Annotated in this window: 21 protein-coding genes and 1 riboswitch; of the genes, 15 read left to right on the top strand and 6 right to left on the bottom strand. The window is 69.5% G+C overall.

Translation table 11 applies throughout. The features are described 5' to 3' along the window. Positions 1 to 508 precede the first annotated feature (508 nt). The 3 genes from ACFWU3_RS20630 to ACFWU3_RS20640 all read left to right on the top strand — a co-directional run bounded on the left by ACFWU3_RS20630 (position 509) and on the right by ACFWU3_RS20640 (position 5,737). Positions 509 to 1,729: a sensor histidine kinase gene (locus ACFWU3_RS20630; protein WP_384439344.1), complete on the top strand. Its 1,221-nt coding sequence runs from the start codon at positions 509 to 511 to the stop codon at positions 1,727 to 1,729. Further along, on the top strand, positions 1,726 to 2,412 hold the full coding sequence (locus tag ACFWU3_RS20635) for a response regulator (RefSeq protein ID WP_384439347.1): 687 nt from the start codon (positions 1,726 to 1,728) through the stop codon (positions 2,410 to 2,412). Before ACFWU3_RS20630 ends, ACFWU3_RS20635 begins: the two co-directional genes overlap by 4 nt. Positions 2,413 to 2,569: 157 nt before the next feature. Further along, positions 2,570 to 5,737, top strand: coding sequence for an efflux RND transporter permease subunit (locus tag ACFWU3_RS20640; RefSeq protein ID WP_384439350.1), 3,168 nt, complete (start codon positions 2,570 to 2,572; stop codon positions 5,735 to 5,737). Positions 5,738 to 5,884: 147 nt separating this feature from the next. Here the strand turns inward: ACFWU3_RS20640 and ACFWU3_RS20645 are convergent, their stop codons facing one another. Continuing rightward, positions 5,885 to 6,388 (bottom strand): GNAT family N-acetyltransferase, encoded by a 504-nt coding sequence (locus tag ACFWU3_RS20645; RefSeq protein WP_384439353.1) that lies wholly within the window; start codon positions 6,386 to 6,388, stop codon positions 5,885 to 5,887. A gap of 79 nt (positions 6,389 to 6,467) precedes the next feature. Here ACFWU3_RS20645 and ACFWU3_RS20650 point away from each other — a divergent pair, with 79 nt between their 5' ends. Beyond that, positions 6,468 to 7,178 carry an alpha/beta fold hydrolase gene (locus ACFWU3_RS20650; protein WP_384439356.1) on the top strand — a complete coding sequence of 237 codons (711 nt, stop codon included), beginning with the start codon at positions 6,468 to 6,470 and terminating at the stop codon, positions 7,176 to 7,178. Between the two features lie 90 nt (positions 7,179 to 7,268). Here the strand turns inward: ACFWU3_RS20650 and nadA are convergent, their stop codons facing one another. After that, positions 7,269 to 8,450: a quinolinate synthase NadA gene (gene nadA / locus ACFWU3_RS20655; RefSeq protein WP_313946796.1), complete on the bottom strand. Its 1,182-nt coding sequence runs from the start codon at positions 8,448 to 8,450 to the stop codon at positions 7,269 to 7,271. 329 nt (positions 8,451 to 8,779) lie between these two features. On the opposite strand from nadA, the gene ACFWU3_RS20660 reads away from it, so the two are divergent. Further along, on the top strand, positions 8,780 to 9,136 hold the full coding sequence (locus ACFWU3_RS20660) for an iron-sulfur cluster assembly accessory protein (RefSeq protein WP_384439360.1): 357 nt from the start codon (positions 8,780 to 8,782) through the stop codon (positions 9,134 to 9,136). A 146-nt stretch (positions 9,137 to 9,282) separates the two neighbouring features. Here the strand turns inward: ACFWU3_RS20660 and ACFWU3_RS20665 are convergent, their stop codons facing one another. Both ACFWU3_RS20665 and ACFWU3_RS20670 read right to left on the bottom strand, forming a co-directional pair. Continuing rightward, positions 9,283 to 10,776, bottom strand: coding sequence for a hypothetical protein (locus tag ACFWU3_RS20665; protein WP_384439363.1), 1,494 nt, complete (start codon positions 10,774 to 10,776; stop codon positions 9,283 to 9,285). A 133-nt stretch (positions 10,777 to 10,909) separates the two neighbouring features. Next, positions 10,910 to 11,116, bottom strand: a complete 207-nt coding sequence (locus tag ACFWU3_RS20670; RefSeq protein ID WP_384439366.1) for a hypothetical protein — start codon at positions 11,114 to 11,116, stop codon at positions 10,910 to 10,912. Between the two features lie 128 nt (positions 11,117 to 11,244). On the opposite strand from ACFWU3_RS20670, the gene ACFWU3_RS20675 reads away from it, so the two are divergent. Then, positions 11,245 to 12,219: a carbohydrate kinase family protein gene (locus ACFWU3_RS20675; RefSeq protein WP_384439370.1), complete on the top strand. Its 975-nt coding sequence runs from the start codon at positions 11,245 to 11,247 to the stop codon at positions 12,217 to 12,219. 434 nt (positions 12,220 to 12,653) lie between these two features. Here ACFWU3_RS20675 and ACFWU3_RS20680 read toward each other — a convergent pair whose 3' ends face one another. Then, positions 12,654 to 14,015, bottom strand: coding sequence for a cysteine desulfurase/sulfurtransferase TusA family protein (locus ACFWU3_RS20680; protein ID WP_384439373.1), 1,362 nt, complete (start codon positions 14,013 to 14,015; stop codon positions 12,654 to 12,656). Positions 14,016 to 14,264: 249 nt separating this feature from the next. Between ACFWU3_RS20680 and coxB the strand changes: the two genes are divergently transcribed. From coxB to ACFWU3_RS20700, 4 genes are all read left to right on the top strand, one after another. After that, complete coding sequence (gene coxB / locus ACFWU3_RS20685) at positions 14,265 to 15,257, top strand: cytochrome c oxidase subunit II (RefSeq protein ID WP_384439376.1); 993 nt, start codon at positions 14,265 to 14,267, stop codon at positions 15,255 to 15,257. Next, on the top strand, positions 15,254 to 16,993 hold the full coding sequence (gene ctaD / locus ACFWU3_RS20690; protein ID WP_313946802.1) for a cytochrome c oxidase subunit I: 1,740 nt from the start codon (positions 15,254 to 15,256) through the stop codon (positions 16,991 to 16,993). Before coxB ends, ctaD begins: the two co-directional genes overlap by 4 nt. Continuing rightward, positions 16,990 to 17,388, top strand: coding sequence for a cytochrome c oxidase subunit 4 (locus ACFWU3_RS20695; RefSeq protein ID WP_313946803.1), 399 nt, complete (start codon positions 16,990 to 16,992; stop codon positions 17,386 to 17,388). Before ctaD ends, ACFWU3_RS20695 begins: the two co-directional genes overlap by 4 nt. Positions 17,389 to 17,507: 119 nt before the next feature. After that, positions 17,508 to 18,770: an Ig-like domain-containing protein gene (locus ACFWU3_RS20700; protein ID WP_384439380.1), complete on the top strand. Its 1,263-nt coding sequence runs from the start codon at positions 17,508 to 17,510 to the stop codon at positions 18,768 to 18,770. Between the two features lie 19 nt (positions 18,771 to 18,789). Here the strand turns inward: ACFWU3_RS20700 and ACFWU3_RS20705 are convergent, their stop codons facing one another. After that, complete coding sequence (locus tag ACFWU3_RS20705; protein ID WP_384439383.1) at positions 18,790 to 19,191, bottom strand: hypothetical protein; 402 nt, start codon at positions 19,189 to 19,191, stop codon at positions 18,790 to 18,792. A 178-nt stretch (positions 19,192 to 19,369) separates the two neighbouring features. Between ACFWU3_RS20705 and ACFWU3_RS20710 the strand changes: the two genes are divergently transcribed. The 5 genes from ACFWU3_RS20710 (at position 19,370) to trpD (ending at position 24,801) form a co-directional block, all read left to right on the top strand. Beyond that, positions 19,370 to 19,990 (top strand): heme-copper oxidase subunit III, encoded by a 621-nt coding sequence (locus tag ACFWU3_RS20710; protein ID WP_313946806.1) that lies wholly within the window; start codon positions 19,370 to 19,372, stop codon positions 19,988 to 19,990. Positions 19,991 to 20,068: 78 nt separating this feature from the next. Further along, positions 20,069 to 20,878 carry a c-type cytochrome gene (locus ACFWU3_RS20715; protein WP_384439386.1) on the top strand — a complete coding sequence of 270 codons (810 nt, stop codon included), beginning with the start codon at positions 20,069 to 20,071 and terminating at the stop codon, positions 20,876 to 20,878. After that, entirely contained in the window at positions 20,875 to 21,948 is a 1,074-nt protein-coding gene (locus ACFWU3_RS20720; RefSeq protein WP_384439389.1) for a Rieske 2Fe-2S domain-containing protein, read from the top strand. The genes ACFWU3_RS20715 and ACFWU3_RS20720 overlap by 4 nt, the downstream gene beginning before the upstream one ends. Then, the gene (locus tag ACFWU3_RS20725) at positions 21,945 to 23,570 is read left to right on the top strand and encodes a cytochrome bc complex cytochrome b subunit (RefSeq protein ID WP_384439392.1); all 1,626 of its coding nucleotides are present in this window, start codon (positions 21,945 to 21,947) and stop codon (positions 23,568 to 23,570) included. The genes ACFWU3_RS20720 and ACFWU3_RS20725 overlap by 4 nt, the downstream gene beginning before the upstream one ends. Before the next feature lie 160 nt (positions 23,571 to 23,730). Next, positions 23,731 to 24,801 carry an anthranilate phosphoribosyltransferase gene (trpD, locus tag ACFWU3_RS20730; protein WP_384439395.1) on the top strand — a complete coding sequence of 357 codons (1,071 nt, stop codon included), beginning with the start codon at positions 23,731 to 23,733 and terminating at the stop codon, positions 24,799 to 24,801. Between the two features lie 106 nt (positions 24,802 to 24,907). Continuing rightward, positions 24,908 to 25,025: riboswitch (SAM riboswitch) on the top strand. Positions 25,026 to 25,176 lie beyond the last annotated feature (151 nt).

The following is a 25,176-nucleotide window of genomic DNA, read 5'->3' on the forward strand; positions in this document are numbered from 1 at the left end:
CCCCGGGTCCCCGGGGCGGGGCAGCGCCGTTTGCGCGTCCCGCGGCGGGGGTGCGGTAGGCCCGCCGGCCGGCCGGGCGCGGTGCCGCGGGGGGCCGGCCGCTGCGCGCCGGGGCTGCTACCGCTTCGCGGGAGGTCGCTGCTGGGCTGCCCGCGTGCCCCGCCCGATGCCGTGACCGGCCCTTGCCGCGCGGAACGCCGCCGGGGCCTTCGGACACCCGTGCATCCCCCTGTAGTGGGGCTCCCCGCTGTCGTGCCGTACCGAAGAAGGACCGCCCGCCGCCGTAAGGCAGGCCACCGCCGCTCTCGCACCGTCCGGCTCCCCGCTGTCGTGCCCTGCCGTAGGACGGACCGCCCGCTGTCACGCTGGAAACCGCGCCGGCGCCTCCGAGGGGTCGCCGCCGTGCCGCCCGGCCGCCCCGCCGCGACACCGCGTCCGCGCCCCTCCTCGGCCCTCCGCCCCACCGGGGCGTACGCCGCCCGCGCAAGGGGCCGTAACGTTGCCTGACGTGACCTCACTCGCCACCGGGTTCGCCCGCACCCAGCGCTGGCTCCGCGAGCACCCTCTGGCGTTCGACGGAGCGCTGGCCGCCGCGGTGCTGGTGTGCATGGTCGTCGGCTCGTTCGCCGACCCGAACGGGGAGCACGGGCCGAAGTTCGGCGGCCGCACCCCCGAGGTGCGCAGCGTGGTGCTCATGGTGCTGGTCTCCGCCGCACTGGTCTTCCGCCGCCGCAACTCCATGGGCGTCCTGATCTTCACCGCCGCGGTGTCCGTCGTCGAACTCGTCCTCGGGGACCCCGCGGCCCCCGTCGCGATGAGCGCCGTGATCGCCCTCTACACCGTCGCGTCCCGCACCGACCGCCCCACGACCTGGCGGGTCGGCCTGCTCACCATGGGGGTGCTCACCGGCTCGGCCATGCTGTTCGGCTCGACGCCCTGGTACACGCAGGAGAACGTCGGCATCTTCGCCTGGACCGGCATGGCGGCCGCCGCCGGTGACGCCGTGCGCAGCCGCCGCGCCTTCGTCGACGCCATACGGGAACGGGCCGAGCGCGCCGAGCGGACGCGCGAGGAGGAGGCCCGCCGCCGGGTCGCCGAGGAGCGGCTGCGGATCGCGCGCGACCTCCACGACGTGGTCGCGCACCACATCGCCCTGGTCAATGTGCAGGCCGGTGTCGCGGCGCATGTCATGGACAAGCGCCCCGACCAGGCCAGGGAAGCGCTCGCGCATGTGCGCGAGGCCAGCCGCTCGGCCCTCAACGAGCTGCGCGCCACCGTCGGCCTGCTGCGCCAGTCCGGCGACCCGGAGGCGCCCACCGAGCCCGCGCCGGGGCTCGATGTGCTGGACGAGCTGGTCACCACCTTCCGGCAGGCGGGCCTCCCGGTCGAGGTCGCCCGCGCCGACGACGGCGACCGGGCACCCGCGGCCGTCGACCTCGCCGCGTACCGGATCATCCAGGAGGCGCTGACCAATGTGCAGAAGCACGCGGGCCCGGACGCCAAGGCCGAGGTGAGCGTCATCCGTGTCGGCCCGACGCTGGAGGTCACGGTGCTGGACAACGGCAACGAGCCCGGCGGCCGCACGGACGGCGGCGGCCACGGTCTGCTCGGCATGCGCGAGCGGGTCACCGCACTCGGCGGTGCGCTCAGCGCGGGCCCCCGCTACGGCGGCGGATTCCGTGTCCAGGCGATACTGCCCTTCAAGGCCCGCACGGGGGAGGACACATGACGATCAGGGTGCTGCTGGCCGACGACCAGACCCTGCTGCGCAGCGCGTTCCGGGTGCTCGTGGACTCCGAGCCCGACATGCTGGTCGTCGGGGAGGCCGCCGACGGCGCCGAGGCGGTCACGCTCGCCCGGTCGGAGAAGGCCGATGTCGTCCTGATGGACATCCGGATGCCCGGCACGGACGGTCTCGCGGCGACCCGCATGATCAGCGCGGACCCGGGCCTGTCGCACGTACGGGTCGTCATGCTGACCACCTTCGAGGTGGACGAGTACGTCGTGCAGTCGCTGCGGGCCGGCGCCTCCGGCTTCCTCGGCAAGGGCGCCGAACCGGACGAACTGCTCAATGCCATCCGAATCGCCGCGGCCGGTGAGGCACTGCTCTCGCCCGTCGCGACCAAGGGCCTGATCGCCAAGTTCCTGGCGCAGGGCGGCCCTTCGGACGACGGCCCGGAGTCCGAGGCGTACTCGGAGCGGCTCACGGCCCTCACCGTGCGGGAGCGCGAGGTCCTCGTCCTGGTCGGCGGTGGCCACTCCAACGACGAGATCGCCACCCGTCTCGCCGTCAGCCCGCTGACCGTGAAAACGCACGTGAACCGGGCCATGGCCAAGCTCGGCGCCCGCGACCGCGCCCAGCTCGTCGTCATCGCCTACGAATCGGGCCTGGTCCGTCCAAGGGTGGAGTGAAGCGGATCGTCCGCGTACTCCAGCTGCGGTATGCGCGAGATAAGGAACGGGACCTGGGGCCTACGGGTGTGCCCTCCCGGATGGCTGATCGTATAAACGGGCAGTCGACCGTGCCCGCGAAGTCCTCCTGCCACGCACGCCACAGAAGAGAGACCCCATGTCCTGGCTGTCGAGATTCAGCCTGTCGCAACGGGCCCTGATCGGTCTGATGTCGATCGTCGCAATCGTCTTCGGGGCGATCGCCATCCCGCAGCTCAAGCAGCAGCTGCTGCCCTCCATCGAACTGCCGATGGTGTCGGTGCTCGCTCCGTACCAGGGCGCGTCCCCCGATGTGGTCGAGAAGCAGGTCGTCGAACCGCTCGAGAGCTCCATCAAGGCCGTCGACGGCATCAAGGGGATCACGTCCACGGCGAGCGAGGGCAACGCCGTGATCATGGCCAGCTTCGAGTACGGGGACGGCACCAAGCAGCTCGTCGCCGACGTCCAGCAGGCCGTGAACCGGGCGCGCACCCAGCTCCCGGACGATGTCGACCCGCAGGTCGTCGCCGGCTCCACGGACGACATCCCGACCGTCGTGCTCGCCGTCACCTCGCAGAAGGACCAGCAGGCACTCGCCGACCAGCTGGAGCGGACGGTCGTCCCGGCGATCGAGGACATCGAGGGCGTCGGCCAGGTCTCCATCGACGGCGTCCAGGACCTCCAGGTCTCCGTCACGCCCGACGACCGCAAGCTCGCGGCCGCGGGCCTCAACACGATGAGCCTCTCCGAGGCGCTCAAGGCGGGCGGAGCCACCCTGCCGGCCGGGTCGTTCAACGAGGACGGCAAGAGCCTCACGGTCCAGGCAGGCGGCGGTTACACCACGCTGAAGCAGATCGAGGACCTGCGGATCGCCCCGGCGCCGCCCGCCAAGGGCAAGCCGGTGCGCCTCGGCGACATCGCCACGGTGAAGCAGACCCCGGCCACGGCCGTCTCGCTGACCCGGACGAACGGCAAGCCCAGCCTCGCCGTCCTCGCCACGATGGACAACGACGGCAGCGCCGTCGCCATCTCCGACGCGGTCCAGGAGAAGCTGCCCGAGCTGCGCAAGGACCTCGGCAGCGGCGCCGAGCTCACGGTCGTCTCCGACCAGGGCCCCGCCGTCTCCAAGTCGATCTCGGGTCTGACCACCGAGGGCGCGCTCGGCCTCGTCTTCGCGGTCATCGTGATCCTGGTCTTCCTCGCCTCGCTGCGCTCGACCCTGGTCACCGCGGTGTCCATCCCGCTCTCGGTCGTCCTGGCGCTGATCGTGCTGTGGACCCGTGACCTGTCGCTGAACATGCTCACCCTCGGCGCGCTGACCATCGCGATCGGCCGCGTCGTCGACGACTCGATCGTGGTCCTGGAGAACATCAAGCGGCATCTCGGCTACGGCGAGGAGCGGCAGGCCGCGATCATCACGGCCGTCAAGGAGGTCGCCGGCGCGGTCACCTCCTCCACGCTGACCACCGTCGCCGTCTTCCTGCCGATCGGACTCGTCGGCGGCATGGTCGGCGAGCTGTTCGGCTCGTTCAGCCTCACCATCACGGCGGCCCTGCTCGCCTCCCTCCTGGTCTCCCTGACCGTCGTCCCCGTCCTGTCGTTCTGGTTCCTGCGCGCGCCGAAGGCCGTCCGGGGCATGGACCCGGACGAGGCGCGCCGGGTGGCCGAGGAGAAGGAGGAGCGCAGCCCGCTCCAGCGGATGTACGTGCCCGTGCTGCGCTTCGCGACCCGTCGCCGCATCACCAGCATCGTGCTCGCGGTCGTCATCCTCTTCGGCACCTTCGGCATGGCCGGGCTGCTCAAGACCAACTTCTTCGACCAGGGTGAGCAGGAGGTCATGTCGATCAAGCAGGAGCTGCCGGTCGGCACCGGCCTGGACGCGGCCGACGCGTCGGCGAAGAAGGTCGAGAAGGTCCTCGACGGCCTGGACGATATCAAGAACTACCAGGTCACCGTCGGTTCCTCCGGCTTCATGGCGGCCTTCGGCGGCGGCACGGGCGCCAACCAGGCCTCCTACCAGCTGACGCTCAAGGACGCGGCCTCGTACGAGAAGACCCGCGACCGCATCGACGCCGAGCTCGCGAAGCTGGACGGCATCGGTGACACCACGATCGCGGCGGGCGACGGCTTCGGCAGCCAGGACCTGAGCGTCGTGGTGAAGGCGGCCGACGCGGACGTCCTGAAGAAGGCATCCGAGGCGGTACGCAAGGAGGTCGCCGGACTCGACGACGTCACCGACGTCCAGAGCGACCTGGCGCAGAGCATCCCCCGTATCTCGGTGAAGGCCAACGGGAAGGCCGCGGACGCGGGCTTCAACGAGACCACGCTGGGTCTGGCCGTCGGCCAGGCGGTGCGCGGCACCGTCTCCGGCAAGGCGATCCTCGACGACACCGAGCGCGATGTCGTGATCACCTCGGCCAAGCCGGCCACCACCGTGGCGCAGCTGAAGAACCTGCCCCTCGGCGGGGTGAAGCTCGGGCAGATCGCGGACGTCCGCGTGGTGCCCGGACCGGTCTCCATGACCCGTATCGACGGGGCCAGGGCCGCGACGATCAGCGCGAAGCCGACCGGTGACAACACCGGTGCGGTGAGCGCCTCGCTCCAGAGCAAGCTGAACTCGCTGGACCTGCCGGAGGGCGCCACCGCCTCCATCGGCGGTGTGTCGGAGGACCAGGACGAGGCCTTCGCCGCGCTGGGCCTGGCGATGCTGGCCGCGATCGCGATCGTCTTCATGCTGCTGGTCGCCACCTTCCGGTCGCTGATCCAGCCACTGATCCTGCTGGTGTCCATCCCGTTCGCGGCGACCGGCGCGATCGGCCTGCTGATCCTGACCGGCACCCCGATGGGTGTCCCGGCGATGATCGGCATGCTGATGCTCATCGGCATCGTGGTCACCAACGCGATCGTGCTGATCGACCTGATCAACCAGTACCGGGCCCAGGGCCTGGGAGTGGTGGAGGCGGTCATCGAGGGTGGCAGGCACCGACTGCGCCCGATCCTGATGACCGCTCTGGCGACGATCTTCGCCCTGCTCCCGATGGCCCTCGGCATCACGGGCGAGGGCGGCTTCATCGCCAAGCCGCTCGCGGTCGTGGTGATCGGCGGCCTGGTCACCTCCACGCTGCTGACCCTGCTGCTCGTGCCGACGCTGTACGCGATGGTCGAGCTGCGCAAGGAGCGTCGCGCGGCGAAGAAGGCGGCGAAGCGCCTGAGGAAGTCGGGAGGGGAGCCCGCTCCCGGCGCCGAGGACGCCAAGGACGCCAAGGACGCCAAGGGCTCTGACGAGCCGGCTCCGGCGAACGCGTAGCACCTCACCACGGCCACCCGGTCCGGGCCCTCGCGGGGCCCGGGCCGGGTGGTTCGTTTGCGGGGGTCATGTCGGGTCGCGGTCGAGGTCGGGGCCGCGGCAGAGGTCGGCGGCAGGCGCGGGTGAGGGACGCGAGCGGGCCGGCCGTCACCCTCTCAGCGACTTGGGCAGCACGACGCACGGCCGGCCGTGCGCGACGTCCGGCCGGCGGTCGCACTCCTGCCAGCCGCGCGACTCCCAGAACCGCAGCGCCGGCTCGTTGGACTCCAGCACGGCCAGCCGCAGGCCCTCGCGGCCGTCGTCGGAGAACCGCTGCTCCGCCATGTCCGCGAGCGCGCCGCCGACGCCCCGGCGGTGCAGGTCCCCGTGGATCATCAGCAGGCCGATCCACGGCAGACCGTCCACCGGATGGCGGTCGAGCAGGCAGAGCATCCCGTTGAGCCGGCCCCGCGGGTCGCGGGCGAGCAGGATCTCGGCGCCCTCGGCAGCGGTCTCCGCCCGCAGATCGGCCTCGACCCGGCCTGCGGGGATGTTCCCGGCGTCGTACTCGCCGGCCGCCCTCCAGTACTCCGGGTTGCTCGCGTAGAGATCCACCACCTCGGTGATCTCCCGTGGCGAGAACCGCATGGGGGAAAGGAAGAGCGTGGACATGCGGGTCAGGGTATACAGACGCCACGATGGTCCTGCCGGCCTGCTGCCAGGCGCTGCGGACATGACCTAGGAGCTCCGCATGACGACGTATGTGCTCATCCCCGGTGCCGACGGCCGCGCCTGGTACTGGCACCGGGTCGTGCCGATGCTGCGCGAGCGGGGGCACGACGCCGTCGCCGTGGATCTGCCGAGCGGCCTCGACGCCGGTCTCGCCGAGCATGTCACCGCCGTCGTGAACGCGATCGGCGACCGTGACACCGGCGACGACGGGCCGGTCCTGGTCGCCCAGTCCCTCGCCGCCGTCATCGCACCCCTGGTCTGCGAGCGCATCCCCGTCCAGCAGCTCATCCTGGTCAACCCGATGATCCCGACCCCCGGTGAGACCGCGGGGGAGTGGTGGGACAACACCGGCCGGGACGAGGCCGCCCGTGCCTTCGCGGCGGAGGAGGGGCGCGACCCGGACGCCGGCTTCGACCTGATCGTCGACTTCTTCCACGACGTGCCCCAGGACGCCACCGACGAGGCGATGTCGGGCGAGGCGTCCGGCCCCTCGGAGGCGCTGTTCGCCGAACCCTGGCCGCTGCGGGCCTGGCCGGACGTCCCCACCCGCATCCTCCAGGGCCGCGACGACCGGTTCTTCCCGCTCGGGTTCCAGCTGCGGATCGCCGCGGAGCGCCTGCCGGGCGTACCCGTCGAGGACCTGCCGGGCGGCCACCTCGTCGCGCTGAGCCGCCCGGTGGAGCTGACCGAGCTGATCTGCAACGGCACGGAGGCGCCCCGGTCGCGGTGACCGGGGCGCCTCCTTCCCCCTCGGCGGCCGTCCTGCGGCAGGCCCACACCGAAGCCCGCGCCGCTCACGGCAGCGCGGAGTCCGCTCCGCCTACGGCAGCGCGAGCATCCGCTCCAGCGCCAGCTTCGCGAAGCTCTCCGTCTCCTTGTCGACCTGGATCCGGTTGACCAGATTGCCCTCGGCCAGCGACTCCAGCGTCCAGACCAGGTGCGGAAGGTCGATGCGGTTCATCGTCGAGCAGAAGCAGACCGTCTTGTCGAGGAAGACGATCTCCTTGTCAGGGTGCGCGTTCGCGACCCGGCGGACCAGGTTGAGCTCGGTGCCGATGGCCCACTTGGAACCGGCCGGAGCCGCCTCCAGCGTCTTGATGATGTACTCCGTCGAACCGACGTAGTCAGCGGCCGCCACGACCTCGTGCTTGCACTCGGGGTGCACCAGGACGTTGACGCCGGGTATCCGCGCGCGGACGTCCTCGACGGAGTCCAGCGAGAAGCGGCCGTGCACGGAGCAGTGCCCGCGCCACAGGATCATCTTGGCGTCCCGCAGCTGCTCGGCGGTCAGCCCGCCGTTCGGCTTGTGCGGGTTGTAGAGGACGCAGTCCTCCAGCGACATCCCCATGTCCCGTACGGCGGTGTTGCGGCCGAGGTGCTGGTCGGGGAGGAACAGCACCTTCTCCCCCTGCTCGAACGCCCAGTCCAGCGCCCGCTTGGCGTTGGACGAGGTGCAGATCGTGCCGCCGTGCTTGCCGGTGAAGGCCTTGATGTCCGCGGAGGAGTTCATGTACGAGACGGGCACGACCTGCTCGGCGATGCCGGCCTCGGTCAGCACGTCCCAGCACTCCGCGACCTGCTCCGCCGTCGCCATGTCGGCCATCGAGCAGCCGGCGGCCAGGTCGGGCAGGACGACCATCTGGTCGTCGGTGGTCAGGATGTCCGCGGACTCGGCCATGAAGTGCACACCGCAGAAGACGATGTACTCGGCCTCCGGCCGAGCCGCCGCGTCCTTGGCCAGCTTGAAGGAGTCGCCGGTGACGTCGGCGAACTGGATGACCTCGTCACGCTGGTAGTGGTGGCCGAGGACGAAGACCTTCTCGCCGAGCTTCTCCTTGGCCGCGCGGGCGCGCTCCACCAGGTCCGGGTCGGACGGGGAGGGCAGGTCACCCGGGCACTCCACACCGCGTTCGCTCCGGGGGTCGGCCTCTCGGCCGAGCAGCAGCAGGGCGAGCGGCGTCGGCTGGACGTCGAGCTCCGTACGGGCTTGGGCGGTGGTCACGACACGCACCCTTTCTTCTTGGGCGTTGAGCGCGGCGATGGCCGCTCCAGTGGAGCCTGGGGCTGGCACCGGAAGACCTTCTCGTCTGTTTGACGCTATCTATCATAACTGCTTCACGTCACTTTGACGATGCCGATAGCGTCGATGTGACGCACCCCCTCGCCCCGGACCCGTGCCCGCCCGCGCGCCGGTGTGCGAGCATGAAAGAGCAAGACACGTCCATCGGTCCGGAATGAATCCGCGGCCACGCCGGTTGCAATCGTCGGCAAGCAGTCTCCGTACTTCCCCTGCCTCGGCGGGGAGACCCCATCCCGGGAGTGATGAAGCAGATGTCCGTATCGGACGAGACCACCACCGTGAACGACGGCATCCTCCTTTCCGACGCCGCCGCGGCCAAGGTCAAGGCCCTGCTCGACCAGGAAGGCCGGGAGGACCTGGCGCTGCGCGTCGCGGTTCAGCCCGGTGGCTGCTCCGGCCTGCGGTACCAGCTGTTCTTCGACGAGCGTGCGCTCGACGGCGATGTCGTCAAGGACTTCGGCGGCGTCAAGGTCGTCACCGACCGGATGAGCGCCCCGTACCTGGGCGGCGCCTCGATCGACTTCGTCGACACCATCGAGAAGCAGGGCTTCACGATCGACAACCCGAACGCGACCGGCTCCTGCGCCTGCGGCGACTCCTTCAGCTAGGACCGGCGCGGCCCTGGGCGTGAGCCCTGGGAGCCAGGCCCGCTGAGCCATGCGAAAGGCGGCGACCCAGCCGGGTCGCCGCCTTCGTCATGCCCGCCCTGCCACGCTCACCACGTCCGCGAGGACGCGTGTCCGCGCCGGGGCGCTCACCGCCCCTGGAGCGGCACCGCCTTGCCCGTGTCCGCGTCCAGGACCTTCCGGTCGCCCAGTGGCTTGTCCAGCGTGACCTTCTCCGTCAGCTCCTTGGCGATCGCGATGCAGACCCGGTCCGGATTCGGCTTGGACTCGGTGATCCGCACCGTGACCTCGCCGCCCTTCTCGGCGGCTGTCGCCGCGTAGTCGCTGCACACCCCGCCCCAGAAGGTGACCGTCAGCGTCCGTCCGTCCACGGCGTACGACTGGACCCGGCGCTCGGACTGCGGAGCCGGTGTCTTCGGCGGCGCGGTCGGCTCGATGTCCTGCTGAGGCGGCTTCGCCGACGACGGCGGTGTGGCGGGCTTCAGATACTTCGGTGCCACCGCCGGCTGGGCGATCGTGAACGTCCTTGTGCCGCCGGCCGGTTCGACCGCGAACAGCCACGAAGGGACCAGCGCCTGCTGCCCGTCCACGTACTGCGCGGCCAGTCCGAACACCGCCTTGCCGATCGCCAGTTGCTGCGGCGCGGCAGGCTTCGCGCTCTTCGGCTCGCACGGGGCCGCCGGCTTCTGCTCACCCTCCACCGGTGCCGGAGTCGCGCACCCGCCGATACCGACCGTGCCGTCGCCGCGGGCGTCCTTGTTCAGCTGCTTCAGCGCGTCGTCGGCGGAGAGCACCGGGTAGGAGGCGCTCTTGGCAGGCTTCTTCAACTGCCCACCGCCGCCCACGACCTGGCCGTCCGCGCCGATCTGCACGCCCGTCGTCCAGCCGTAGGTGGGCAGTCCGCCGACCTTCGGGTCGGCGTTCACCACCCGGACCGCACCCATCAACTGGCGTGCGTCCAGGGCGGCATCGCTCTGACCGAGCGCCGCGAGGACGGGCCCGGCGGCCTTCTTCGCGGCCGCCTCGCTCACCGGCTTGCCGGCGGGGGTGGTCGCTCCCGTGCCGGCGTCGCCGCCGGACGGACAGGTCTTGCCCTTCAGGCAGTTGTCTCCGCGCGGCGCGGTGCCGAAGGCGGAGAAGGTCCAGGTGCCCGGCGCCTGCTTGTTGACCTCCAGCATCGCGCCGGAGCCGTCCTTGTCCGCGCCGATCTTCCAGGCCGGCCCGACGAGCCGGGGCGTGCCCGGGATGCCGAGCGCCTTCGCCAGCCGGGTCACCTCGTCGGCGGTGACCGCACCCCGCGCCCGGTGCACGGCCGCTTCGTCCGGGCCGTCCGGGAGCTTGCCCTCGGCCCGGTAGACGGTGCCGCCCGTGGGGTCGGGCTCACCCGGGGCGATTCCGGGGCCGGAGTCCCGGGGGGTGTCCAGCGAGAGCAACGGCGGTTTCGCGTCATTGCCGGACGCGCCGCTTCTGGCGTCCGCGCCGTCGTCGCCGCTGCCGAAGCCGGCCGTCGCGAAGTACGCACTGCCGCCACCCGCGATCAGTACCGCCGCCGCCACCGAGGCGACAGCGAGCGGGGAACGCCGGCGGCGTGAGCTGTCGTGAGTGTTCTCCGTGCTGCTCACCGCATCGCTCCTTGTCGTGTGTCCCCGGGATACGGGGGCACCGATGAGACGGAGCGGGGGCGCGCACGGTTCCCCGGAGCGCCCGGAGTTGACTCACACGCCCTCGACGGGCCGTGCGGTGAGTGCTCCGGACTCAGTCGCCGTATTCGGACATGGCGTCCAGGAGCCGCGCCGAGGACGCGGGTACCACGACACCATGGATACGTGACGGTGACACCGGAGCGGCCGCCTTGGCGGCCGGCACCACCCAGTGCGGAGCCATCCGTGCGCAGTCGCCGCGCAGCTGGGCCAGGGAGATCTCGGACTCGAGCGGCGCGCGGGAGGCGATGGACTTTGTCATATCCGCACCGTACGCATCGAGAGGTCCGCGAAAAAAGACCTACTATCGGGTAGTTTCTGCCCTTCAGCCCCGGCCTGACAACCGGTAGCGTGAAGCGTCATCCGCCCCCGCCCCTGGAGCGCATCGCCGTGCGAATCGCAGTCACCGGTTCCATCGCCACCGATCACCTCATGACCTTCCCCGGCCGTTTCGCGGACCAACTCGTCGCGGAGCAGCTGCACACGGTCTCCCTCTCCTTCCTGGTCGACAACCTCGATGTGCGCAGGGGCGGTGTCGGCGCGAACATCTGCTTCGGCATGGGCCAGCTGGGCACCAGGCCGATCCTGGTCGGAGCGGCCGGATCGGACTTCGACGAGTACCGCGCCTGGCTCGACCGCCATGGCGTGGACACCGGGTCCGTCAGGATCTCCGAGGTCCTGCACACCGCACGCTTCGTCTGCACCACCGATGCCGACCACAACCAGATCGGCTCCTTCTACACCGGCGCCATGAGCGAGGCCCGCCAGATCGAGCTGAAGTCGGTCGCGGACCGGGTCGGCGGCCTGGACCTGGTCCTGATCGGCGCGGACGACCCGGAGGCCATGCTCCGGCACACCGAGGAGTGCCGCTCGCGGCAGATCCCCTTCGCGGCCGACTTCTCGCAGCAGATCGCCCGGATGAACGGTGACGAGATCCGGATACTGCTCGACGGCGCCACCTACCTCTTCTCCAACGAGTACGAGAAGGGACTCATCGAGTCCAAGACCGGCTGGACCGACGAGGAGATCCTCGGCCGCGTCGGCCACCGGGTCACCACCCTCGGCGCGAACGGGGTGCGCATCGAGCGCGCCGGCCACGAGCCGATCGAGGTCGGCTGCGCCGAGGAGGAGGCCAAGGTCGACCCGACGGGCGTGGGCGACGCCTTCCGCGCGGGATTCCTCTCGGGCCTGACCTGGGGCGTGGGCCTGGAGCGCGCGGCGCAGGTCGGCTGCATGCTCGCGACGCTGGTGATCGAGACGCTGGGCACGCAGGAGTACACGCTGCGGCGGGCGCACTTCATGGACCGCTTCACCAAGGCGTACGGCCACGAGGCGGCGGCCGAGGTCCGCGGCCACCTGGGCTGAACCACCCCCCCGTACGTCAGTACGTCGAGCTCCCCCCGGACGGCGGTCCGGGGGGAGCGCCGTTTTTCCGGAACACCGGTTTCCGGAGCGCCCGCCGAAACAGGACCGCCCCGGCCCGGTCCGCTCGCCCGTCGGAACCCGGCCCCCACGCCGGCCCGGTCCGCTCGCCCGTCGGAACCCGGCCCCCACGCCGGCCCGGTCCGCTCGCCCGTCGGAACCCGGCCCCCACGCCGGCCCGGTCCGCTCGCCCGGCCCTCTCGCCGCCCTGGTCCGCTCGCCCGGCCCCCGCCCCGGCCCGGTCCGCTCGCCCGTCGGAACCCGCACCGCCCCGGCCCGGTCCGCTCGCCCGTCGGAACCCGCGCCGCCGCGCCCGAACGGCGAAGCCCGGGCAGAGCTCCGGCTCCCGCCCGGCCCCGGCCGCCGCCGAAGCGCCGCTACACCAGCCGCCGCACCACGTACGCCGCCCCGCGTTCCGCCGCTTCCTCGCCCACGTACTCCTGGTCCCGCATCACACACCACGCCGGGATGTCCAGGCGCGCGGCCTCGTCGTCCGACAGCACCGTCACCGTGCCGCCCAGGGGTACGTCGCCGATCACCTTCGCCAGCTCGATCACCGGGATCGGGCACCGCTTCCCGAGCGCGTCCACCACGAGGGACGCCCCCTTCCCGGTGCTCTCCGCGGCGGTCGGCGCGCCGAGCCGTTCCCGTACCGCCGACACCACCGACGGCAGCACCTCCAGAAACCGGTCCACGTCCTCCCCGGTCGTGCCGAGCGGCAGCGAGACCCGCACATTGCCCTCGCTCAGCACCCCCATCGCCCGCAGCACATGGCTCGGCGTCAGGGTGCTCGATGTGCACGAGGACCCCGAGGAGACCGAGAAGCCCTCCCGGTCCAGCTCGTGCAGCAGAGTCTCCCCGTCGACATAGAGACAGGAGAAGGTGACGAGGTGGGGCAGCCGGTGCACGGGATCGCCCACCACCTCGACATCCGGGACCAGTTCCGGCACCCGGGCGCGGATACGGTCCACCAGGGCCCGCAGCCGTACCGCCTCCTCCGCCGCCTCGGCGCGTACCGCCCGCAGCGAGGCGGCAGCCGCGACGATCGCGGGGAGGTTCTCGAAGCCCGCGGACCGGCCCGACTCCCGCTCGTCGGCGGGCTCCTGGGGAGCGAACCGGACGCCCTTGCGCACGACGAGCAGCCCGGCCCCCGCGGGACCACCCCACTTGTGCGCGCTGGCGGCGAGCAGCGACCAGTCCCCGTCGACCGGCCCCCACGCGAGCGACTGGGCGGCGTCCACCAGCAGCGGCACCCCGGCGGCCCGGCACACCTCGGCGACCCGGTCCACCGGCTGTTCCGTGCCCACCTCGTGGTTGGCGGACTGCAGACAGGCCAGCGCGGTGTCCTCGCGGAGCGCCGCCGCGTACGCCGCGGCGTCCACTCGGCCCGCCCGGTCCACCGGCACCTCGGTCGCCGTGTCGCCGGCCGCGTGCAGAACGGAGGAGTGCTCCACCGACGAGACCACCACATGCCGTCCGACACGCCGACGGCCCGCGAGCGCCCCGGAAACCCCGAGGTGAACCGCGCGCGTCCCCGAAGGAGTGAACACGAGCTCGTCCGGGCGGCACCCCACGGCCTCTGCCGCGGCCTCCCGCGCCGCGTCCAGCAGCAGTCTGGCCCGCCGCCCCTCGCGGTACAGCCGCGAGGGATCGGCCCACCCCTCGTCCAGGGAGGCCTGCAGGGCCTGGCGGGCAACCGGGTGCAGGGGGGCGGAGGAAGCGGCATCGAAGTAGGGCACGTCGCCACGCTAACCCCAGGCCCCGGAAGGAGCGTCAGATGGCCGCCGGAGGCAGGCATTCCGGACTCTTTCCATCCCTTCGGGGTGTCGGACGGCGCGTTGGGCACCCTCCCCGCGCGACCCCAAATAGCGTCCAGTAGGGTTTGGTCCGCATAAACATCCAAACCCCTGCCCGCGTCAGGGCCGGCGACCGACCAGCGAGACGGCCGCGGCATGCCGCGCGGGCCGAGACTCTCGGGAAGGCGCTACGTGAGTCCCAACGGCTCCGACCTCCCCCACGCCCTGGGGGGCGCGGGCGGTACCCCCATGTCGCGGCGCCCGATGCGGCGGAAGCTGACGCAGCTGCTGACTGCGGGCCTGATCCTGGCAACCGCCACCGGTTGCACATACAAGGATTTCCCCCGCCTTGGTATGCCCACCCCGGTCACGGAGGAGGCGCCGCGGATCCTGTCCCTCTGGCAGGGCTCGTGGGCGGCAGCGCTCGCCACGGGCGTCCTGGTGTGGGGCCTGATCGTGTGGAGTGTCATCTTCCACCGGCGCAGCCGCACCAAGGTGGAGGTTCCTCCGCAGACCCGGTACAACATGCCCATCGAGGCCCTGTACACGGTCGTTCCGCTCATCATCGTCTCGGTGCTCTTCTACTTCACCGCGCGTGATGAGTCCAAGCTTCTCTCCCTGGCCGACAAGCCGGCCCACACGGTCAACGTGGTCGGGTACCAGTGGAGCTGGGGCTTCAACTACATCGAGAACGTCCCGGGCTCCGAAGGCGACGCGAAGACGTCCGAGGACCTGCAGGCCATCCCCGACAGGTTCCGCGACGACTTCCCGGCCAACGCCGGCGGTGTCTACGACGCCGGTATCCCCGGTACGCGGAACCCGCAGACCGGCAACCCGGGTCCGACGCTGTGGCTGCCCATGGGCGAGAAGGTCCGGTTCGTCCTGACCTCTCGTGACGTGATCCACTCCTTCTGGGTGGTTCCCTTCCTGATGAAGCAGGACGTCATCCCCGGCCACACCAACTCCTTCGAGGTGACTCCGACCCAGGAGGGCACCTTCATGGGCAAGTGCGCCGAGCTCTGCGGCGTCGACCACTCCCGGATGCTCTTCAACGTCAAGGTGGTCTCTCCGGAGCGCTACCAGCAGCACCTGAAGGAGCTGGCGGAGAAGGGGCAGACCGGCTACATCCCGTCGGGCATTGAGCAGACGGACCCGGCCAGGAATGCGGAGAAGAACCAACTGTGAGCATCCTCAACGAACCCCAGGGTGCCGCCGCAGCAGCTGACGACTCGTACGAGAACGAGCTGCCGGTACGGCGCAAGCAGCCCGGCAATGTGGTGGTGAAGTGGCTGACCACCACCGACCACAAGACCATCGGCACGCTCTACCTGGTCACGTCGTTCGTCTTCTTCTGCATCGGCGGAGTGATGGCGCTCTTCATGCGCGCCGAGCTGGCCCGGCCGGGCACGCAGATCATGTCGAACGAGCAGTTCAACCAGGCGTTCACGATGCACGGCACGATCATGCTGCTGATGTTCGCGACGCCGCTGTTCGCCGGCTTCGCGAACTGGATCATGCCGTTGCAGATCGGCGCGCCCGACGTGGCGTTCCCGCGGCTGAACATGTTCGCGTACTGGCTGTACCTCTTCGGCTCGATCATCGCCGTCGCGGGCTTCATCACGCCGAACGGTGCGGCCGACTTCGGCTGGTTCGCCTACTCCCCGCTGTCGGACGCCGTCCGCTCGCCGGGTATCGGCGCCGACATGTGGATCATGGGTCTGGCCTTCTCCGGCTTCGGCACGATCCTCGGCTCGGTCAACTTCATCACCACGATCATCTGCATGCGCGCACCCGGCATGACGATGTTCCGGATGCCGATCTTCACCTGGAACGTGCTGCTGACCGGTGTGCTGGTCCTGCTCGCCTTCCCGGTGCTCGCCGCCGCGCTCTTCGCGCTGGAGGCGGACCGCAAGTTCGGCGCCCATGTCTTCGACGCGGCCAACGGCGGCGCGCTCCTGTGGCAACACCTCTTCTGGTTCTTCGGCCATCCAGAGGTGTACATCATCGCCCTGCCGTTCTTCGGGATCGTCTCCGAAGTGATCCCGGTCTTCAGCCGCAAGCCGATGTTCGGCTACATCGGTCTGATCGGTGCGACGATCGCGATCGCCGGTCTGTCGGTGACGGTCTGGGCGCACCACATGTACGTGACAGGCGGGGTACTCCTACCGTTCTTCTCGTTCATGACGTTCCTGATCGCGGTGCCCACCGGTGTGAAGTTCTTCAACTGGATCGGCACGATGTGGAAGGGCTCACTGTCCTTCGAGACGCCGATGCTGTGGACGATCGGCTTCCTGGTCACCTTCACCTTCGGTGGTCTGACCGGCGTCATCCTGGCCTCGCCGCCGATGGACTTCCACGTCTCCGACTCGTACTTCGTCGTGGCGCACTTCCACTACGTCGTCTTCGGCACCGTGGTGTTCGCGATGTTCGCCGGCTTCCACTTCTGGTGGCCGAAGTTCACCGGCAAGATGCTGGACGAGCGGCTCGGCAAGATGACCTTCTGGACGCTGTTCATCGGCTTCCACGGCACCTTCCTGGTGCAGCACTGGCTGGGCGCCGAGGGCATGCCGCGGCGGTACGCGGACTACCTCGCCGCCGACGGCTTCACCGCGCTGAACACCATCTCCACGATCAGCTCGTTCGTCCTGGGCCTCTCGGTCCTGCCGTTCTTCTACAACGTGTGGAAGACAGCGAAGTACGGCAAGAAGGTCGAGGTCGACGACCCGTGGGGCTACGGCCGTTCACTCGAATGGGCCACGTCCTGCCCGCCGCCCCGGCACAACTTCATCACCCTGCCGCGGATCCGTTCCGAATCCCCGGCCTTCGACCTCCACCACCCTGAGGTCGCGGCTCTCGAGACCCTCGAGAACGCCGGCCAGAAGGACACCAAGATGTTCGGCGGCAAGGAGGTCGGGAAGTGAAGATCCAGGGCAAGATGTTCCTGTGGCTGAGCTTCTTCATCCTCGCCGTCGCCATCCTGTACGGCGTGTGGTCGAAGGATCCGGCCGGTACGACCGCGCTCTTCCTGGCCTTCGGTCTGAGCATCATGATCGGCTTCTACCTGGCCTTCACGGCCCGGCGGGTCGACGCGATGGCGCAGGACAACAAGGAGGCCGACGTCGCGGACGAGGCCGGCGAGGTGGGGTTCTTCTCCCCGCACAGCTGGCAGCCGCTCTCGCTGGCCGTCGGTGGCGCGCTCGCCTTCCTCGCCGTCGCGATGGGCTGGTGGCTGCTGTACTTCTCAGCGCCGCTGATCCTCGTCGGACTCTTCGGCTGGGTGTTCGAGTACTACCGCGGTGAGAGCCAGAACCAGTAACACCGCGTCAGCAACGCACGGGCGGACCCGGATCCCCTTCACTCGCGAGGGGGACCCGGGTCCGCCCATTTGCAGCCTCTCGGCGCGCCGCTACCGACTGATGTTCATAACGTGTGCTTATGAGTCAGACGCCTCGGTTTCGCACCATTCTGAGCTGCACCTTGCTGGTCGTGTCCCTCGGGGCGGTAGCGACCGCGTGCGGCGAACCCGACACCCACCCGCTCTCCGCCACACCGTTCGACGCGGCGGAGCAGATATCCTTCAACACGCCCCACTCCAGTGGGAAGAAGGTCGACCCCGACAAGCCCCTCGAAGTCACCACCAAGGGTGACAGCGGCCGCATCACCGATGTGACCGTCATCGACAGTTCGGGGCACTTCCTCGCCGGCGAACTCTCCGCGGACGGCAGCCGCTGGCGCTCCACCGCCCCGCTCTCGGCCGGTGCGAAGTACACCGTCAAGGTCTCCACGGAGGACTCCGACGGCTCACCCGGCAGCCGCACCCTCACCTTCGAGACCGCCCCGGCCAAGCGCCTCCTGACGGTCGCGTTCGGCCCGAAGGCGGGCACGTACGGCGTCGGTCAGCCCATCACGGCCGACCTCAGCCTCCCCGTCAAGGACAAGGCCGCCCGGCAAGTCGTCGAACGTGCGCTCAAGGTCGACTCCCAGCCCTCGGTGGAGGGCGCCTGGCACTGGGTCGACGGCAAGAAGCTGCACTTCCGCCCGAAGGAGTACTGGCCCTCCGGAGCGACCGTGAGCGCCTCCAGCAACCTCCAGGGCGTCAAGGTCTCCAACAAGCTCTACGGAGGCTCCTCGAAGGGCCTGAAGCTCACCATCGGCGACCGGATCGAGGCCATCACCGACGCGGCCTCGCACCAGATGACGGTCCTGCGCAACGGAGAAGTGATCAACACCATTCCGGTGACCACGGGCAAGCCCGGCTTCTCCACCCGCAACGGCATCAAGGTCGTGCTCGCCAAGGAGTACTTCGTCCGGATGCGCGGCACCAGCATCGGCATCGCCGAGGGCAGTTCGGAGTCGTACGACCTGCCTGTGTACTACGCCACACGCGTCACCTGGAGCGGTGAGTACGTGCACGCCGCCCCGTGGTCCGTCGGATCGCAGGGCGCCGCGAACGTCAGCCACGGCTGCACGGGCATGTCGACCAGCAATGCCCAGTGGTTCTTCAATACCGTCCGCGAGGGCGACGTGGTGAAGGTCGTCAACAGTGCCGGAAACGAGATGGACCCGTTCGGCAACGGTTTCGGCGACTGGAACCTGGACTGGGACAAGTGGCGCACGGGCAGCGCCCTGGTGGCCGGTGGTGGCACCGGGGCCGTCACGAACCCCGTCGACACGGCACGACTGCGTCCCCAGGTCTGACCGGCACGCGGCAGGCTCGTCAGGCCTCCACGGCCAGCCTGCCGCGCAGCAGGGCCGCCAGTGCGTCCGCGAACTCCACCGGGTCCACCGGAAGGGTCACAGCGGCCTCCGCGCGGCTCCAGGTGGCCAGCCAGGCGTCCTGCGGGCGGCCGATCAGCAGCAGCACGGGCGGGCAGTCGAAGATCTCGTCCTTGATCTGCCGGCACACGCCCATACCGCCCGCGGGAACCGTCTCGCCGTCCAGCACGCAGACATCGACGCCGCCCTGGTCCAGCTGCTTCAGCACGGCGGGCAGCGTGGCGCACTCGATGAACTCGACCGGCGGAACGTCGGCCGCGGGCCTGCGTCCGGTCGCCAGCCGCACCTGCTCGCGGGTGTTGGCGTCGTCGCTGTAGACCAGCACGGTGGCGGTCGGCTGCATTCTTCCTCCGATTCGACGGCGGCTCGGCTCAGGAACCGATGGGCCGGATGCTACTCGTTCCCACACCCGGTCAACAGCCGTTCGGACACCGCTTCGATGGGCCGTTCGGGCTGGACGGGAGCCACTGACACACCGAACGGCACCCCCCGGAGTGAGGGCGGGATAAGCGACCGACATAATGTCGGTCGTGGCGACAGCAACGACAGTAGAAACCGGGCACGCGCACCCGTCGGTCAATCGACCGAACCTCACCAGCGTCGGAACCATCATCTGGCTGAGTTCCGAGCTGATGTTCTTCGCGGCCCTCTTCGCGATGTACTTCACCCTGCGATCGGTGACGGGGGCCGAGTTCTGGTCGGAGAAGGCTTCGACCCTGAACTTCCCGTTCTCGGCGACCAACACCACGATCCTGGTGCTCTCCTCCCTCACCTGTCAGCTCGGCGTCTTTGCCGCCGAGCGCGGTGACGTGAAGAAGCTCCGCTCCTGGTTCGTGATCACGTTCGTGATGGGTGCGATCTTCATCGGCGGCCAGGTGTTCGAGTACACCGAGCTGGTCAAGCACGAGGGCCTCTCGCTCTCGTCGGACCCGTACGGCTCGGTGTTCTACCTGACCACCGGCTTCCACGGTCTGCACGTGACGGGCGGACTCATTGCCTTCCTGCTGGTTCTCGGCAGAACGTACGCAGCCAGGAGGTTCACCCACGAGCAGGCAACCGCCGCCATCGTCGTGTCCTACTACTGGCACTTCGTCGATGTCGTCTGGATCGGCCTCTTCGCCACGATCTACATGATCAAGTAAACGGCGCAGGCACACGCTGCCTGAAGCAGACACAGTCCAGAAGCATCGACGCAGAAGATCCTGACACCGGGGTAATCCGTGAAAAAGCTCTCCGCACGACGACGCCATCCGCTGGCGGCGGTCGTCGTCCTACTCCTCGCGCTGGCGGCAACTGGGGGGCTGTACGCCGCGTTCGCACCCGCGGACAAGGCGCAGGCCGATGAAACCGCCCAGTCCCTCGCCATCGAGGAGGGCAAGAAGCTCTACACCGTCGGCTGCGCCAGCTGCCACGGTACCGGCGGTCAGGGCACCTCTGACGGCCCGAGCCTGGTCGGCGTGGGCTCCGCAGCCGTCGACTTCCAGGTCGGCACCGGCCGTATGCCGGCCCAGCAGCCGGGCGCCCAGGTGCCGAAGAAGAAGGTCATCTACTCGCAGGCCGAGATCGACCAGCTGGCGGCGTACATCGCCTCGCTCGGCGCCGGTCCGATCACGCCGACCGAGAAGCAGTACAACCCCGCTGGTGCCGATATCGCCAAGGGTGGCGACCTGTTCCGCACCAACTGCGCCCAGTGCCACAACTTCACGGGTGAGGGCGGTGCGCTGACCAACGGCAAGTACGCCCCGAGCCTGGAAGGCGTGAGCCCGAAGCACATCTACGAGGCCATGCAGACCGGCCCGCAGAACATGCCCTCCTTCCCCGACACCACGATGCCGGAGCAGGAGAAGCGGGACATCATCGCTTACATCAAGAGTGTGAACGGCGAGGAGTCCGAGAGCCCCGGCGGCCTCAACCTGGGTGGCCTCGGCCCCGTCAGTGAGGGACTGTTCGGCTGGATCTTCGGTCTGGGTGCGCTGATCGCAGTCGCCATCTGGGTCGCGGCCCACACCGCTAAGGCCAAGAAGTCATGAGTAGCCAAGAGAATCCAGAAGAGAACCTGCCCGCAGAGCAGGCCGCCGCGCACGGCGCGGGACATGAGGGCACCACCGTCGTCAAGCACGACGCGGACCCCTTCGCCGACCCCGGACTGCCGGCCCACAAGCCGCGTATCCAGGACATCGACGAGAGGGCCGCCAAGCGCTCCGAGCGCACGGTCGCCTTCCTGTTCCTGCTGTCGATGCTGGCAACGGTCGCGTTCATCGCGTCGTTCGTCATCTTCCCGGTCACCGAGATCGTCTACATCTGGCCGCTCGGCCACATCAGCGCGCTGAACTTCGCGCTGGGCATGACGCTCGGTGTCGCCCTCTTCTGCATCGGCGCGGGCGCGGTCCACTGGGCCCGCACCCTGATGTCGGACGTGGAGATGGTCGACGAGCGGCACCCCGTCGCCGCGACGCCCGAGGTCCGCGCCAAGGTCATGGCCGACTTCGCGGCGGGCGCCAAGGAGTCCGCGATCGGCCGGCGCAAGCTCATCCGCAACACGATGTTCGGTGCGCTGACGCTGCTGCCGCTCTCCGGTGTGGTGCTGCTGCGCGACCTGGGTCCGCTGCCCGAGAAGAAGCTGCGCTCGACGCTGTGGGCCAAGGGCAAGCAGCTCATCAACATGAACACCAATGAGCCGCTGCGTCCCGAGGACGTCGCCGTCGGTTCGCTGACCTTCGCCATGCCCGAGGGCCTGGAGGAGGACAGCCACGATTTCCAGAAGGAGATCGCGAAGGCGGCCCTGATGATCGTCCGCATCCAGCCGGAGGACATCAAGGACAAGCGCGAGCTCGAGTGGTCGCACGAGGGCATCGTGGCCTTCTCGAAGATCTGCACGCACGTCGGCTGCCCGATCAGCCTGTACGAGCAGCAGACGCACCACGTGCTCTGCCCGTGCCACCAGTCCACCTTCGACCTCGCCGACGGCGCCCGCGTCATCTTCGGTCCCGCCGGTCACGCCCTTCCGCAGCTGCGGATCGGCGTGAACGCCGAGGGCCACCTCGAGGCGCTCGGCGACTTCGACGAGCCTGTCGGTCCTGCCTTCTGGGAGCGCGGATGAGTACCAAAGCAGAGTCCAAGCGCAAGGCGCCGGCCGGCGAGAAGGTTGCCGACTGGGCGGACGGCCGGCTGGGGATCTACTCCCTGGCCAAGGCCAACATGCGCAAGATCTTCCCGGACCACTGGTCCTTCATGCTCGGTGAGATCTGCCTCTACAGCTTCATCATCATCATCCTCACGGGTGTGTATCTGACGCTGTTCTTCCACCCGTCGATGAACGAGGTGGAGTACCACGGCAGCTACATCCCGATGCAGGGTGTGCGGATGTCGGAGGCGTACGCCTCGACCCTGGACATCAGCTTCGACGTCCGCGGCGGTCTGCTGATCCGGCAGATCCACCACTGGGCGGCGCTGGTGTTCCTCGCCGGCATGCTGGTGCACATGATGCGCGTCTTCTTCACGGGCGCGTTCCGCAAGCCGCGCGAAGTCAACTGGATGTTCGGCTTCCTGCTGTTCGTCCTCGGCATGTTCACCGGCTTCACCGGTTACTCGCTGCCGGACGACCTGTTGTCGGGTACCGGTGTGCGGTTCATGCAGGGAGCGGTCCTGTCCGTGCCGGTCGTCGGCACGTACCTGTCGATGTTCCTGTTCGGCGGGGAGTTCCCCGGCGGCGACTTCGTGGCCAGGTTCTACTCGGTCCACATCCTGCTGCTGCCGGGCATCATGCTCGGTCTGCTGGTGGGCCACCTGATCCTGGTCTTCTACCACAAGCACACGCAGTTCGCGGGCCCCGGCCGGACGAACAACAACGTCGTGGGCATGCCGCTGCTGCCGGTCTACATGGCCAAGGCCGGAGGCTTCTTCTTCCTGGTCTTCGGTGTCATCTCGGTGATGGCCGCGGTCGCCTCGATCAACCCGATCTGGGCGCTCGGTCCCTACCGGCCGGACCAGGTCTCCACCGGCGCGCAGCCCGACTGGTACATGGGCTTCTCCGAGGGTCTGATCCGTGTGATGCCGGGCTGGGAGATCAACGCCTGGGGCCACACACTCGTCCTGGGTGTGTTCATCCCGCTGGTGATCTTCCCGCTGGTGCTGGTCGCGATCGCGGTCTACCCGTTCATCGAGTCCTGGGTCACCGGGGACAAGCGCGAGCACCACATCCTGGACCGCCCGCGCAACGCCCCGACCCGTACGGCCTTCGGTGTGGCGTGGCTGACCCTCTACTTCGTGCTGCTGATCGGTGGCGGCAACGACCTGTGGGCGACCCACTTCCATCTGTCGATCAACTCGATCACCTGGTTCGTCCGGATCTTCTTCTTCGCCGGACCGGTCATCGCCTTCATCGTCACGAAGCGGATCTGTCTGGGGCTTCAGCGCCGCGACCGGGACAAGGTGCTGCACGGACGCGAGTCCGGCATCATCAAGCGCCTGCCGCACGGTGAGTTCGTCGAGGTCCACGAGCCGCTCAGCCAGGGCGACCTGCACGCGCTCACCGCGCACGAGCAGTACAAGCCCGAGGAGCTCGGCCCGGAGACGGACGAGAACGGGGTCCGCCGCAAGGTCACCCCGGCCCAGCGGATGCGGGTCAAGCTCAGCAAGTCCTACTACGGCGAGGAAAGCCAGATCCCCAAGCCGACGCCCGAGGAGTTCAGGGAGATCAGCAGCGGCCACGGCCACCACTGACCGCCTGAAGCGAGTGCATTGCCGCCACAGCGCCGAAGACACCTCCCGGCAGTAGCAGGTGAAGGGCCCCGTCCAATCGTCGGACGGGGCCCTTCGCCGTCTCCGGGGCTGGATAGGGTGGACGCATTCCCCTTATCGGCTGTGGACCCAGGAGTGGACCATGAACGTTGTGACCCCGGTCGGCGGCGACAGCGTGGCGGCTCACTCCTGGCCGAGTGTGCTGAACGCTCTGCTCGACAACCGCGACCAGAGCGCCGACGCCACCGCCTGGGCGATGGACCGCATCCTCAGCGGTGAGGCGACGAACGCCCAGATCGCCGGGTTCGCGGTCGCGCTGCGGGCGAAGGGCGAGACGGTCGAGGAGATCTCCGGCCTGGTGCGCACGATGTACGCGCACGCGAACCTGATCGAGGTGCCCGGCCGCAGCGTCGACATCGTCGGCACGGGCGGCGACGGGGCCAAGACGGTGAACATCTCCACGATGTCGGCCATCGTCGTGGCCGGCACCGGAGCCAAGGTCGTCAAGCACGGAAACCGCGCGGCCTCGTCCGCGAGCGGCGCGTCCGACGTCCTGGAGAAGCTCGGCGTCAATCTCCAGCTCACCCCGCAGCGGGTGGCCGAGGTCGCGGAGGAGGCGGGCATCACCTTCTGCTTCGCGGTGAAGTTCCACCCCGCGCTGCGGCATGTGGCCGCGGCGCGCAAGGAACTGGGCATCCGCACCACGTTCAACTTCCTCGGCCCGCTGACCAATCCGGCGCAGGTCAGGGCGCAGGCCACCGGCGTCGCGGACGCGCGGATGGCGCCCATCATGGCCGGGGTGCTCGCCGAGCGCGGCTCGTCGGCGCTGGTCTTCCGCGGCGACGACGGCCTGGACGAACTGACGACGACCGCCACCTCACGGGTGTGGGTGGTCCGCGACGGTGAGGTGCGCGAGGAGGCGTTCGACCCGCGGGACATCGGCATCGACCTGGTGCCGGTGGAGGCGCTGCGCGGGGCCGACGCCTCGTACAACGCCGACGTGGCGAGACGGCTCCTCGGCGGGGAGACCGGGCCGGTGCGGGACGCCGTTCTGCTGAACTCGGCGGCCGCCCTGGTGGCGCTGGACCCGACGGACGGCACGCTGAACGAACAGCTGGCGGCCGGGGTCGCTCGGGCCGCCCAGGCCATCGACTCGGGCGCGGCGAACGACGCGCTCCAGCGCTGGGTGGCCGCCACCAACGACCAGGGCTGATCCGGCGGGGGCCGGCAGCACCGATCGATGCGTCGTGCGAGGGCGCGGTCCGGATGGTGGACCGCGCTCTTGCGGTGTCCGCGTCGTGTGGCAGGATGCTCTCCAAGGTCATGAGTGACAGCGATTACGGCCCCGGCCCGCTGTCCGGCAACCCTCCGTCCGTGGCGGGGTGCCCCGGGTGAAGACCAGGCCGCAGGCAGCGAGGTCTGTGGCAAGCGCGGACCCCTGCACACCCTGGGGTCCTGGTCCTCAAGGGAGCAGTCTCGTGAGCAAGCGAATGCGATAGGGCGTACAGCCCCTTCTTCAGCACACCCTCCGCACGGCGTCCGCCGTGTGTCGAGGTCCCCGCACCGCCGGGTTCTTGAAGCCGATTTC

The organism is Streptomyces sp. NPDC058685 (assembly GCF_042714725.1).
Taxonomy (GTDB): Bacteria; Actinomycetota; Actinomycetes; order Streptomycetales; family Streptomycetaceae; genus Streptomyces.

Coding starts and splice junctions, on each gene's coding strand:
- ACFWU3_RS20635 (WP_384439347.1), top strand. CDS start 1,726: ATGACGATCAGGGTGCTGCTGGCCGACGACCAGACCCTGCTGCGCAGC.
- ACFWU3_RS20650 (WP_384439356.1), top strand. CDS start 6,468: ATGACGACGTATGTGCTCATCCCCGGTGCCGACGGCCGCGCCTGGTAC.
- ACFWU3_RS20660 (WP_384439360.1), top strand. CDS start 8,780: ATGTCCGTATCGGACGAGACCACCACCGTGAACGACGGCATCCTCCTT.
- ACFWU3_RS20705 (WP_384439383.1), bottom strand. CDS start 19,191: ATGCAGCCGACCGCCACCGTGCTGGTCTACAGCGACGACGCCAACACC.
- ACFWU3_RS20670 (WP_384439366.1), bottom strand. CDS start 11,116: ATGACAAAGTCCATCGCCTCCCGCGCGCCGCTCGAGTCCGAGATCTCC.
- ACFWU3_RS20720 (WP_384439389.1), top strand. CDS start 20,875: ATGAGTAGCCAAGAGAATCCAGAAGAGAACCTGCCCGCAGAGCAGGCC.
- trpD (WP_384439395.1), top strand. CDS start 23,731: ATGAACGTTGTGACCCCGGTCGGCGGCGACAGCGTGGCGGCTCACTCC.
- ACFWU3_RS20640 (WP_384439350.1), top strand. CDS start 2,570: ATGTCCTGGCTGTCGAGATTCAGCCTGTCGCAACGGGCCCTGATCGGT.
- ACFWU3_RS20700 (WP_384439380.1), top strand. CDS start 17,508: ATGAGTCAGACGCCTCGGTTTCGCACCATTCTGAGCTGCACCTTGCTG.
- ACFWU3_RS20645 (WP_384439353.1), bottom strand. CDS start 6,388: ATGTCCACGCTCTTCCTTTCCCCCATGCGGTTCTCGCCACGGGAGATC.
- ACFWU3_RS20710 (WP_313946806.1), top strand. CDS start 19,370: ATGTCGGTCGTGGCGACAGCAACGACAGTAGAAACCGGGCACGCGCAC.
- ACFWU3_RS20725 (WP_384439392.1), top strand. CDS start 21,945: ATGAGTACCAAAGCAGAGTCCAAGCGCAAGGCGCCGGCCGGCGAGAAG.